The following is a 13,179-nucleotide window of genomic DNA, read 5'->3' as shown; positions in this document are numbered from 1 at the left end:
TGTGCAAAAATGTCCAAAGGCTATATCAAGCAGTGCGGAACAGATACAAAAGAGTATGATTGTTGATCGAACGGATGTATTTTATAGTGAGCCTACAAGAACTCATTATAGAGATCAGGGAGGCAGCTCAATCATGTTTGATATGCAAAGGTTTAAACAACCAGCGGCGGCAGACCGTATACATCCGTTCTGGTTTTGGAATGGTGAAATGGAAGATGGTCAAATTCAATATCAAATCGACGAAATGGCAGATAAAGGTTTGGGTGGTGTATTCATCTGCGCCAGACAGGGCTTGAAAATTCCTTATTTATCGGAAGCCTGGTTTCAAAAGGTGCGTGTTGCAGTCGAAGCGGCAGAGAAACGCGGATTAAATGTCTGGCTGTATGACGAATATCCCTATCCGAGTGGTATTGCCGGCGGGGAGGTTACGCTGGAGCATCCGGAAGCCAAGCATTACACGTTAACACATACGTCACAAAAAGCGCAGGGCGGTGAACACCTATCGCTGGAGCTGCCTTGGGCACGTATTGTTTATGCCAAGGCAGTCCCCATTACTGCGGATGGACGCAGGAATTGGAATGAAGCGATACCTATCCGTGATTCCATAGGTAACTTTCAAGCCGATTCGATTTTTCAAAAAACCGGACTGACTGCCTATAATCAAAAGCGGTTTTTTACTTACCGTACGATTCAAAAGCTGGATTGGACTGCTCCTGATGGTGAGTGGGAGGTATGGATCGCTCAGGAAAAAGAAATAGAAGATTTTAAATACTACGGTACGTTCGTGGACCCTTGCAACCGGGAAGCCATGGCGACTTTTATTCGACTGACGCATGATAAATATGCGAAATATTTGGGAGAGTTTTTTGGCACGACAATCAAGGGAATGTTCACCGATGAAATCGGCCTGCTCGGCAGTATTCCCTGGTCCCCGCAGCTGGCTGGATTTTTCCACGAGCTGAATGGCTATGATTTGCTGGAGCATCTGTATGCACTGTTGGATCCCGAGGCGGAGGGTGCGGCTAAGATACGCTACGATTATTATGAGGCAGTCCATCTGCTGCTAAGAGAATCGTATCATAAGCAGGTTCATGATTGGTGTGAGCAGCACGGCCTGGAATACGTCGCAGAGGTACCTTCGGTAAGACATACGACCCAATTATTCAGTCATGTACCTGCCGGTGATACCGCACATGAGAAGCTCGGGCGATCGCTGGAGTGGATACTTAATCATAGAGCTTTTGAATTCCGCAGCAGTGCGAAGATGGTCAGTTCTCTGGCACGCCAGCTTGGACGGGAACGGAATCTGATCGAATGCTTCCACAGCGTGGGCTGGTCGATGACGCTGCAGGATGCACGATGGATGATCGACAGAATGGCTGCACAGGGAACGAACTTTTTTAACTTTCATGCCTTTTTCTATACGGTTGACGGCTTGACCCAGCATGATGCGCCGCCTTCGCAGTTTTTGCAAAATCCGTATTGGGAGCATTTCCGCAAGCTGGGTGATTATACGGGACGGATCAGCTATGTCATGAGCAGTGGAGAAGCCGTGATTTCAATTGCAGTTCTGGAGCCGATAACGTCGTTATGGGCTCGAATGGGCAATCCGTTCCATGGTTTTTCACATGGCGGCACCGATACAGCTGAAGAACAAAGGTTGAGCAGCTTAAGAGCTTGGTGGGTGCGTATCTTGTACCAGCTGAGTCTAGAGGGCAGAGATTTTGATCATTTGGACCCGGAGCTGCTGGCAGCTGCGGAAATCAGCAACGGTACGATCAAGCTGGGCAACGCGCGATACTCGACATTGATTCTGCCGCCGCTTACGAACCTGGAGAGCGGAGCCTGGAAAAGCATACAGACGTTTTTGCAGCAAGGTGGCAAGGTGATCAGTATGGGGCAGCTGCCGTATGAAGCAATTGATTCGCCACTATCGGCTCTGTCTGAGATTACTGCAGCGTTCGGATTAACTGGAGGTGTCACGGAAAGCTTCTGGGAACCAAGCTCGAAGGGCAGTTCGGAGGCTGATACTAACTCCTATCCAGAAAATGAATCCATCGATGGTGAGCTTCTGGATTGGAATAAAGGAGAGCATAACGCTTACCACCTTCCGTTTACAGCATCAGCTGATGAACTGCAAGTGCTGAAGCCTTTTACAGAGCTGCTGGATAAGCTGGACCCGATGGCGGTTCGACTTCAGCCGGCTTGCGGTGAATGGGGCTTGATGCTGCAAACACGTCTTGTTGAGGAAAACAAGGCACTTGTATTTATTAGCAATCAGGAATCCATACAACGCGAGGTTGAATTACAGATCGAATCTCATTTGTGGGGTGAGCATGTGCTTGCTGCTGAATTCTATACACTCGAATTCCGCGAGCTTTCCTTGGATACCGGCGAGGCCGTCGATCTGCAAGGCAAATATGCACAATTGGGCACGCCGTGGGGACTTCCGCTATCGATAGCGCCATTTGCATCAAAGCTGATTGAGGTCGTCCGTATTGACAGCGGTAATGCGAGTTCGTCAGAGCAGCAATCCGAATCAGTTAAGCCTTGGAAATGGACACTGGATGCGTCTGATATTTGGAATATGAGCGCACAGCAAACAAATGTGCTGCGTCTGGATACTTTCCGATTAACACTCAGCGATGCAGCTGCGTCCAACGATAGCTTTTCTACCGCTGGTGCTGATGTGGGTGTGAAAACGTTCATAGACCAATGTGCGGATTTGGCTGAAACCTCGGCGCTGCCTGTCATGATGCAGCAAACCTTCGGGACGCCGATGGAAGTCTCACTAGCCTACCCGCTTCAAGCACGTTATTCAGTGGAATTCGTGGTGAAGCAGCTGCCTGAACAGGTGCAAATGCTGATGGATGATAGTGCCATTGCAGGCTCGGCGGTCATTCGAATCAATGGGCATGTACTGGATATTCATAATTTCAAAGCGGTCTTTGTCTATGACCATATGAATAGGTCCCAGGAGATCACAAGTCTTCTGCAGGAAGGAATTAATCTGCTTACCGTGGATATAGAGATAGGACAGGATAGCGATGGCATTGTAGATGCCTTGTATGTGACGGGTCCATTCGAGGTCCATTTTGATGAAGCTAACCGGGCAGTGCTGTCGGGTCCAGAGATACACAAGCTGCCTTTACAGGCAGGGCCATATAAGGGCTATCCGTATTATGCTGGCGTTTTCTCGTTTACACAACATGTTGAAGTGGCACCTTCCACAGATGCTTCAAGATTCGAGCTTTCCTTTGCAGTCTGGGACCCTCATTTCCATGATTGTGCTGAAGTGCTAGTGAATGGTACATCACTTGGTGTCTGCACCTGGTCGCCTTACTTATGGGAAGGACCTGCCACACTGCTGCGAGAGGCGGATAACCATGTAGAAGTCAAAGTGACGAATACATTGATCGGTCTGCTAGAAGGCAAATACTTCGATTATGAGGAACACGCTGTTAAATTGATTTCGCAAAGAAAGGGGTAAAGCCATGTCTGCTGCACAACAACCACGAATTGCCCCCGGTACGAACACGGTACCTGCCGGTGCAAGACGGATGACACGTCTACGCCGTCTTGGCCTCGATCTGCGCAGGGATAAATACTTATATTTGCTGGCGCTGCCGGGCTTGCTGTTCTTCTTATTATTTAAATATATACCGATGGGAGGCATCGTGATCTCCTTTCAAAATTATTCGCCATTCGCAGGGATTACTGGCAGCGAGTGGGTCGGTTTGGAGCATTTTCAACGATTTTTTTCCAATCCAGAATTTATGCTGCTGTTTCGCAATACGATGGCGATTAACATTATGAATTTGGTTCTGTTTTTCCCTTTACCTATTCTGCTTTCCTTACTGCTGAACGAATTACGAAGTGTGCTATACAAACGGCTGGTGCAATCTATTGTGTACATGCCGCACTTCTTGTCATGGGTTATTATCGCCGGACTCACCTTTCTGCTGTTTGCGAAGGGTGAGGGTCTGGTCAATAAAATATTGGAATCACTCGGCGCTAGCCGGATGGATGTGTTGACCAATCCAGATACGTTCTGGCTCATGCTTACGCTGCAATCCATCTGGAAGGAATGCGGCTGGGGAACCATCCTGTTCCTCGCAGCTATGGCCGGGATTGATCCACAGGTGTATGAGGCAGCCAAAATCGACGGAGCCAACCGACTGCACCAAATGTGGCATATTACACTGCCGGGAATCCGTAATGTCGTGATTATTTTACTCATTCTGCGCTTGGGCCATATGATGGATGTCGGCTTCGAGCAGGTATTTCTGATGTATAACGGAGCAGTTTCCGAGGTGGCTGAGGTATTTGATACGTATGTGTATCGCGTCGGTATTCAGCAGGCGCAATTCAGCTACAGTACGGCGGCTGGATTATTCAAGTCGGTTGTAGGTCTGCTCATGGTCGTGATGGCCAACTGGATCGCCAAAAGAATGGGCGAAGAAGGCGTATACTAGCTTACAATCGTTCTCGCCTTGACCTTGAAACCAACAGTGATCAGAAGAAGATAACGGCTGCACAGCCATACGTATTCAACGTATTATTAAGGAGGTTCCTCATGAAATCCAGCTTAGGCGATCGCATGTTTAATATCATCAACATCGTATTTCTGGCCTTGGTCACAATTGTGACATTTTTCCCGCTTTATTATGTGTTCATTGTATCGTTCACGGATCCGGTGGAATATTTGCAGAAAAGCTTTATTTTGTTCCCGGAGAAATGGTCCTTGGACTCCTATAAATATTTGTTATCCACCAAGGCTTTTCCGAACTCTCTCGGTGTGAGTGCTTATTTGGCAGTCGTCGGCACAGCTTTAAGCTTGATCGTAACAGCGGCGCTGTCCTATACGCTTTCCCGCAAAAGATTGCGCGGCCGACAGCTGATTCTGCTGCTGATCTTATTGACCATCCTGTTCAGTCCGGGAATCATTCCGAACTACATGGTAGTCCGCCAATTCGGACTGATCAACAGCTTATGGTCACTCATAATACCGGCGCTCGCGAGCGGCTGGAATGTTATATTGATGAAAGGTTTCTTCGACAGTGTACCGGTTGAACTGGAGGAATCGGCGCAGATCGACGGTTGTAACGATCTATCGATTTGGTTTAAAATCATTTTGCCCTTATCGCTTCCTTCGCTGGCGGCGTTTGGATTATTTTATGCGGTTGGGTACTGGAACCAATTTTTCAATGCACTGATTTATATTACGGATGCCTCCAAATGGCCGATTCAGGTTATGCTGCAAAATATGCTGCTCAATGCGAATAATACCGATCTGCAGGCTGACGTGCTTACGGTTGCTCCTCCGGCAGAAACCTTGAAAATGGCCGCGGTTATCGTGGCAACGGTGCCGATATTGCTCGTGTATCCATTCCTGCAGAAGCATTTTGCCAAGGGTGCCATGGTCGGATCTGTGAAGGGCTGATCGATTGAACAAGAGATCGGGGAGTCACGCAGGCAGGATAGCAGCGGCTTGTTGTCGAACATAGCTGAATAGTGTGTCATAACTGCGTAGACTCCCACAAAAGGTTGGAAGGTGAGCGATATTGGATCGAATTTGGAAGCGATGGTTTGGGATTGCCTCAAAATACAAATATAACAGCCGATTTTTTCGTAAAAGTCTGGTAATGATGCTGCTGGTCGCGAGCATTCCCGGATTGATTATCGGTGTCAGTATTTACTGGTTGGCTTCGGACAATATGGAGGGTGAGCTGCAGCGACTGCATCAAAATCAGATCAAGCAGCGTGCGGAAAATATTGACGATCAGCTGGCTTATTTGGAGCTGACCTTCTCGCATTGGGCGTTTGATTCCAAATTCGATGAGAAATTGAAAACCTTGGATATTTCCTATAATTTCGAGCAGGTTCAGGATTTGTATCGGACGCTGCTCGTGATGGAAGGCGCACACCCGCTGCTGGAGCGGGTTGAGCTGTTTCTCGATAAGCCACGTCCGCTGATCTTCAACAAGCTGCAGTATACGTACATTACCGAGCCTGCAAGCCGGCAGCCTTATGAATCGCTGCTTAAGAAGGAGCGATCCGTTTTTTGGACGAACGCTTACCCTGAGGCGCCAACCAAGGATTCTGTGTCCAACTCCTTATCCTTGGTCAACAAAATTCCCGGTGGCAGTACAGAGCCATTTGGTGCCATCGTAGCAACGATTAATCAGGAAAATCTTATAAAAATGCTAAAAACGCTGACGCCTTACAATGAAGGGGAGACAATTCTCCTGACCGGAGATGGCAGCTGGAAGCTGTCCAGCGGTGGCATTGGTAAATTTACAGATATCGATATAGCCTTACAGCAGGAATATTTGAAGCACAGCTCCAAATCGGAGTCATTCTTGTTTGAGCACAATAAGACAACGTATTCGGTCTCTTACGGACAATTTTCACGGCTGGGTACAACCTGGGTCTATATTTCGGCTGCCCCTCTAACCTCCATAACCGCGCCGGTAGTACTTGTATCCAAATGGATCTTGTTCATCAGTCTGTCAGGCCTGCTGCTCGCGCTGCTGATGTCTTGGTTCGTTTCACATCGGATGTATTCGCCTGTCGAGCGGCTGGTCCGGCTGTTGTCCGGTGATAAGGGGACGGAGCTGAGCGATGAATTTGATCTGTTTGAGAAGCAGTGGAATCATCTGTCCAAAGAGAGTGAAACGATGCGATCCAAGCTAACGGAGCAGCTGCCGCTGCTGCGTGAGGGATTTTTCCTGCAATTGGTGCAGGGTTATTTTTACTCACTTCAGGAAAATGATCTGCGGGAGCGAATGAAGCATCACGGCTGGAAAACGGATAATCGGCAGTTTGTGGCATTAATGTTCCAATTAACAGGTTTTTCCAACTTGCAGGGCCGATTTACCTCCGGGGATGAGGATTTGGTTACGTTCACGGCAGCTAATATTATTGAGGAGCTGACAGGTACCCAATACGAGCAGGTTGAGGTTATCAATTTTCACAACTTTTCCGTAGGCTTGCTGCTGTCATTTCCGCATGATCATCCTGTACGCTGGCTGGAGGATGATATCAGCTCCTTTTGCCAGGAGGCGACCCAAACGATCAATCGTATTCTGAAAATGCAGGTGACGGTTTCGATCAGCAAATCGACGTATCAGGTAAAGCAAATTCCGCATTTGTTTGAGGAGGCGAGACAGGCGTTGGTATACCGCGATCTGCTTGACGACAATCAAATCATCAAGACGGAGCTGCTGTCCAAATCAAGCACACTGATGGAAAGCACTTTCCCTTTTACATTGGAAAAAGAAATCGTGCATGCAATTCGCAATGGCTTGGAGAATGAGGCTGTAGAGCTGATCGAACAATTCATGAAGGAATTATCAGCAAGCGGTTCGACAGAGCTGGCTGTGCAGCAGGGGATGCTGCAGCTGCTGGGAAGCATACGGTATGCCGTTCTGCAATCCGGTATGAATCCCGTTCAATTGTTCGGCGGCGTCAACCTGTTCGAGCAGCTGGCACAGCTTAAGGAACCGGAAGAAATGCTCAAATGGTTCCAGTACAAGCTGGTAGCTGTATTCGTCCAGGAGCTGATCAGCCGGCAGGATTTTCATCTTAAGCAAATGGTAGAGAAAGTGATTCTTCATTTACGTGAAAATTACATGACGATGCTGTCGCTGGATTCTTGTGCAGAGCTGTTCGGGACCAGTCCCTATACCTTAAGTCGAGCCTTCAAGCACATATCGGGCGTTAACTTCATTGACTACTTGACCGATATTCGGATCGATAATGCCAAGGGCCTCCTGCGCGAGACTGAAATCAAAATCAATGAAGTCGCCGAACGTGTCGGTTATCAGCATACGTACTTCAATCGTATATTCAAAAAATACGAGGGGATTACTCCAAGCCAGTTCCGCGAGCTGAATCGCTCCTGATAGGGATAAAAGCTTGTCACATCAGCCTGTGCAATAGCTGCAACAAAGTCCAACCCATGTAAATCGCGGCTTACAAAAGAGTATGATTGTTGGCAAACTTTCAATCGATTAACGTCAATGGTGAGCCATCGAATATAGAACTAAAGGGAGGATCACCAATGAATGCAAGACGAAACACGAAAACAGCAGCAGCTTCCATAGCTGCAATTCTGGCACTCTCGGCCGTATTGGCGGGCTGTTCCGGAGGAGCTAAAGAAAGCACCCCGGCAGCAGGGAAAGCAGCAGATGGAAAGATGGAAGCCAAAACCGAAGCGCCGCTAGAGGTCAGTATCATGACGATTCTGCTTACACCTTCACCGGCTGCAGATGATAATCCGATTAAAAAAGCAATTGAGAAAGCAACGAATTCCAAAATGAAGATTCAATGGGTATCCGGCAACAATTACGCTGACAAGCTGAATGTAACACTCGCTTCCGGTGATATTCCAGAGCTGATTCTGATCAATGATCCGTTCACCTCGGTATTTCGTAATTCTGTAACACAAGGCGCGTTCTGGGACGTAGCTCCTTATATTAAGGATTATCCGAATCTAAGCAGTAAAATTTCCAAAACCGCCTGGGATTTGACGAAAATGCAGGATGGTAAAAACTACGGGATTCCGCGTCCGCGTCCATCCGAAGCAGATAACTTCTTCATTGTTCGTAAAGATTGGCTGGACAATCTGGGCTTGAAGGTGCCGACAACAACCGATGAGCTTTACGATGTTATGAAAGCGTTCGCGGAAAAAGATCCTGACAAGAATGGCAAGAACGATACCGTACCTTTTGCCGCCAATGTCAATCCGACGGATATGGGGGCCTTAGGGCAGATCGAAAACAGCTTTACGGGTGTAAACGGAAGATGGAAGCTGCTCGACGGCAAGTTTGTGCATACAAGCTTTCTTCCTGAGACGCGTAAATCGCTGGAGTTTTTGACGAAGGCTTATAAGGAAAAGCTCATTCCGGAAGATTTTGCTGCGTTGAAGCTGACGCAAACCGGGGATCTGTTTAAAGCAGGCAAAGCAGGTATTATTTCTGATAAAGCCGGAACGATGGTCGACTATTACGATAAGCTGAAGGTCGTTCAGCCTGATTTCAAGCAGGAAAACTTTTACCCGATTACAAGTATTAATGGCTATAATCCGAAGGGTCCAGGCTTCTCAGGTATGATGTCGATTCCGAAGTCCGTACCTGAAGCCAAAATGAAACGTATTCTCAAATTGATGGATACCTGGATGAGCGACGAGGTGTTCGCAATTCAGCAGTATGGCTTTGAAGGTACGCATCACACAGTGAAAGACGGCGTCAAGGTGATTAATACCGAGAAGCTGGCCGCAGACAACGGAGCCGATTTTAATCAGATTGCCTATGTGGCCGATCCTTATGCAAGCTCAACCAAAGTATTCTTCCCTAAGGAAGTAAATGCTTTGTATACCAAAATCCAGGATGAACGCGCCAAAAACAGTGTAGCGGATATCAGTACAGGACTTTTTTCGCCAACCGTGCAAAAAGCATTGCCTGAATACGAAAAGAAAGTTCAGGATTTGAAAACAAAAATCATTTTGGGCAGAGAACCGATTACCGCTTGGGATGAATTCGTAACTAAAATGAAAGCCGACGCGGATATGGTCAAGATGAGTCAGGAAATGACAGAAGCTTATCAAAAACGCAGCGGCGGCAAATAATAAGGCACCTCAGAACCTTCAGAGCCACGAATCAGTGGTTTTGAGGGTTCTTTGTTTGTAAGCTATTGGCTAGATTGCTTGCAATATTGTAACATAGAGGGGAATCCGACATAGCAGCAGAGGGGAGTCGTGTTATAGTGAGACCATTTATGTTTGCCATCAAGCCTTCCTACTATGCGAATTTAAAAATAAAACATAAGGTGTTTTCAATCATATCGCTGGTCATGGGTATTTGCTTTTTGGGTACTTATTTGTCTCTGCAGTATGTGTATTCAATTTATGACGAGCAGTTGTATTCCAAATCGTCACAGCTGCTGAATTTGTCTTCCAGCGGTATCGAAAATGAGCTTAAAAAGCTCGATCGTATCTCCTATAATATTGTCACGGATTTGAGGGTTCAGGAACTGCTGCTATCGTTGAATGAATTTACACCAGAATTTGAAAAATACAAAATTCGTTCTTATGTTACGGATCGGCTTGTCCAATATGCCGGCAATGAAAAATATATTTATTCCATAGAAGTGACGGATGTGCTGAGTGGTGAAGCTGTAGCCGGCCAGGCCTCCAGATCCTCTACTGCCAAGAAACAAATGATCCTGAACGAATCAGCCAAAGGCGAAGGAGGAACCCGTTGGATTGTACCTGATGCAGAGGATTCCTATTTAATAGCTGCCAGGGAAATACGCTCCTATAATGGTACCAATTTTGACCTTGATCGTCTCGGCACCTTAACGGTTAGAATTTATTTTGATAGAATTGCCGAAAATGTGTTGGAAGGCACTGAATTAAAAAATGGCGATTTACAGGTAACCTCCAACAACTATGTGATCTATCCGATCAGTAAAGGACCAGAGAAGCTGACGCCGATTCCTGTGGAAACCTATATGGACCGTCAAGACTATGCCATCAAGCCCTACAACGGGCAGCAGTATTTTATTTCCCAGGTTCGCTCGGAATATTTGGGCTGGACTTATCTCAGTTTGACACCGTTTGATAAAATTTTCACAAAAATTATTTTGATGAAAAACATCTTGTTCGTGAGCTTTGTCGTAATTTTACTTCTGTTAATGGCTGTGGCGATCAAATTTGCCAGAACGATGACCAAGCCGATTGAGGAATTGATCGGACGGATGAGGCAGGTTCAGAAGGGGGATTTCAGCCTCGCAGGTATGGAAAACTCGGATTGGACCTCAATCCAAATGGACGAGGTGGGTCAGTTAAGGCGGACATTCCGCATGATGATTCAACAAATCAACGAGCTGATTACCGAGAACTACTCCAAGCAGATTACGATCAAGGAAACCCAGTTTAAGGCGCTGCAGGCTCAAATCAATCCGCATTTTTTATATAACACGCTGGAATCCATCAACTGGTTAGCCAAATCGAATGGACAACCGCAAATTTCAAAAATGGTCGAATCGCTCGGATTTTTACTGAGAAGCTCGATCAGCCTGAAGGAAACCTTGATTACGGTTGGCGAGGAGCTGGATATCGTGATGAATTATATTACGATTCAAAGATTCCGGTTCGAGGAGAGGCTTGTATTTGAACTGGACGTCGCTGAAGACACCAGATCACTGCTGCTCCCCAAGATGACCTTGCAGCCGCTGGTTGAAAATTCGATCCACTATGCGCTGGAATCGATGCTGGAGCCTTGTCATATTCGAATTTGGACGAAGAGAGAGCCTGGAGTATTGATCCTAGTAGTGGAGGATAATGGTCCAGGAATGGAAGCGAGCCTGCTGGAGCAGGTACGAAGAGGTGCAGCGCCTACTCGCGGTAGCGGGATAGGGCTCTCCAATATTGAGGAACGTATCGTCCTGGCTTTTGGCGAAGGTTATGGCGTGTCCATTGAAAGTGAAATCGAGAAGGGAACCCGGATTTCGATCACCATACCAGATGAAATGAGGGAGCGGCATGTATAAAGTGTTGTTGGTTGATGATGAACGTATTATTTTGGATGGAATATCGAATGTGGTAAATTGGGAAGCGGCGGGAACGGTACTTGCCGGGACGGCCCGAAATGGCATCGAAGCCTACGAATTTGTTAAGCAGAACCCTCCTGATATTATTATCAGCGACATTAAAATGCCCGGGATGGATGGTCTGCAGCTGGCAGCGAAAATGTTCGAGGAATATCCGCAGATCAAGCTGGTCCTGCTGTCTGGCTTCAGTGAATTTGAATATGCACGCCAAGCGATGCGCTACAAGGTCAAGCATTACTTGTTGAAGCCCTGTAACGAAAATAAAATTTTGGAAGCATTGGTCGAGCTCGTGGATGAGTTGAACCGTGAGGAGCAGCGGGAACAATTCGTGCACAATATGAGGTATGGTCTGGAGAAGGTGCTGCCGCACGTTAAGGAGCAATTCCTCAAGGAATTCGTCACGAACAAAACCTACGGCAACCGGGACTGGGAATATTACCGCAAGCTGTTTGACCTGGATCTCCAAAATCGCAAGGTAAGGCTGATCCTGTTTCAATTGGAGGGACATTTTGAGTTTGAGCATATGTTTGCGGTGAAGAACATTGCTGAGGAGCTGCTGCAAAAAACCGTTCTAAGCTCCACAGTCGGCGGACAGGTGTTAATAGTCGTTGAGGATGCGGAGTCTGTCAGTGAACTGTACGATTGCATTCACCAAATTCGCGAAACTTTTTTACGTTATTACAAAATTGATCTGACCATCGCGCTTAGTGAAGCCGATGAAATTATCCGGGCACGCTCCCTGTACAAGCAGACGCTGGAATGCCTGAATTACCGATTTTATTTGGGAGAAGGCAGCTTGATAACGAAGCGGGATATTGTGGGGGTAGAGCAGCCTGAACCCAGAGAGTTTGCTTATGACGAGGATAATCTGATGCTGCAAATTAAAGCAGGGTTGTGGGAAGAGGCCAATAAGGAGATAGATTTGTTTTTCCAAAAGCTTGCAGGTCTTCGTTCCAATATATCGACGTCCAAATCGTATGTGATTCAGTTGCTTATGGCAATCATTCGACTTGGAAATGCAGACGCTATGGTGAATTATCGAGACCACCTGGTCAAGCTGATGGATCTGGAAACCTTGCAATCGATCCAGGCCTTCTTCAAGGAAGTGGCAAGCCAAATTACACTCAGCCATTATGAGCATACGAAAAACAAGCATTGCGCGATTACGGATAAAGTGCTGGACATCATTAACGGACATTTGGGCAATACAGAGCTTTCCCTGAATTGGGTAGCTCATCAAATGCTGTATATGAACTCTGATTACCTGGGCAAGCTGTTCAAGAAAAGAACGGGTGAAAAGTTTTCCAATTATGTCATGAAGGTGCGGATCGCCAAAGCGACAGAACTGCTCGAGCAGAAGTCCGATATCAAAATATTTGAGCTGGCCGAAATGCTCGGTTTTGGAGATAATCCGCAATATTTCAGTCAGGTCTTTAAGAAATACGCAGGCTGCACGCCTTCCGAATATATCAAGGCTACATGAACAGGCTCTGTTTTTTTAACAAAATCAGCCAGAATTCCCCACTTCCAACGACAATGCCCTCCAACCGCTGTCGTTAAGAC

General features: G+C 46.9%; 7 protein-coding genes. All 7 read left to right on the top strand.

The features are described from left to right. The first annotated feature begins 133 nt into the window (after positions 1-133). On the top strand, positions 134-3,490 hold the full coding sequence (locus tag LRL21_RS02865; RefSeq protein WP_240414258.1) for a glycosyl hydrolase: 3,357 nt from the start codon (positions 134-136) through the stop codon (positions 3,488-3,490). A gap of 70 nt (positions 3,491-3,560) precedes the next feature. Further along, a complete protein-coding gene (locus tag LRL21_RS02860) occupies positions 3,561-4,475 on the top strand; it encodes an ABC transporter permease (RefSeq protein WP_076231927.1) in 915 nt (304 codons plus the stop codon). Between the two features lie 101 nt (positions 4,476-4,576). Further along, entirely contained in the window at positions 4,577-5,443 is an 867-nt protein-coding gene (locus LRL21_RS02855; protein WP_240414257.1) for a carbohydrate ABC transporter permease, read from the top strand. Positions 5,444-5,564: 121 nt separating this feature from the next. Continuing rightward, complete coding sequence (locus LRL21_RS02850) at positions 5,565-7,907, top strand: AraC family transcriptional regulator (protein ID WP_240414256.1); 2,343 nt, start codon at positions 5,565-5,567, stop codon at positions 7,905-7,907. Between the two features lie 158 nt (positions 7,908-8,065). After that, complete coding sequence (locus LRL21_RS02845; protein ID WP_240414255.1) at positions 8,066-9,631, top strand: extracellular solute-binding protein; 1,566 nt, start codon at positions 8,066-8,068, stop codon at positions 9,629-9,631. A gap of 137 nt (positions 9,632-9,768) precedes the next feature. Beyond that, positions 9,769-11,556 carry a sensor histidine kinase gene (locus LRL21_RS02840; RefSeq protein WP_240414254.1) on the top strand — a complete coding sequence of 596 codons (1,788 nt, stop codon included), beginning with the start codon at positions 9,769-9,771 and terminating at the stop codon, positions 11,554-11,556. Beyond that, on the top strand, positions 11,549-13,099 hold the full coding sequence (locus tag LRL21_RS02835; RefSeq protein WP_240414253.1) for a response regulator transcription factor: 1,551 nt from the start codon (positions 11,549-11,551) through the stop codon (positions 13,097-13,099). The genes LRL21_RS02840 and LRL21_RS02835 overlap by 8 nt, the downstream gene beginning before the upstream one ends. The last annotated feature ends 80 nt before the right edge of the window (positions 13,100-13,179 follow it).

The organism is Paenibacillus periandrae (genome assembly GCF_022458865.1).
Lineage (GTDB): Bacteria > Bacillota > Bacilli > Paenibacillales > NBRC-103111 > Paenibacillus_S > Paenibacillus_S periandrae.
The sequence above is the reverse complement of the archived record's forward strand: the minus strand, read 5'-3'. Positions and strand labels throughout refer to the sequence as shown.

Coding starts and splice junctions, on each gene's coding strand:
- LRL21_RS02865 (WP_240414258.1), top strand. CDS start 134: ATGTTTGATATGCAAAGGTTTAAACAACCAGCGGCGGCAGACCGTATA.
- LRL21_RS02860 (WP_076231927.1), top strand. CDS start 3,561: ATGACACGTCTACGCCGTCTTGGCCTCGATCTGCGCAGGGATAAATAC.
- LRL21_RS02855 (WP_240414257.1), top strand. CDS start 4,577: ATGAAATCCAGCTTAGGCGATCGCATGTTTAATATCATCAACATCGTA.
- LRL21_RS02845 (WP_240414255.1), top strand. CDS start 8,066: ATGAATGCAAGACGAAACACGAAAACAGCAGCAGCTTCCATAGCTGCA.
- LRL21_RS02835 (WP_240414253.1), top strand. CDS start 11,549: ATGTATAAAGTGTTGTTGGTTGATGATGAACGTATTATTTTGGATGGA.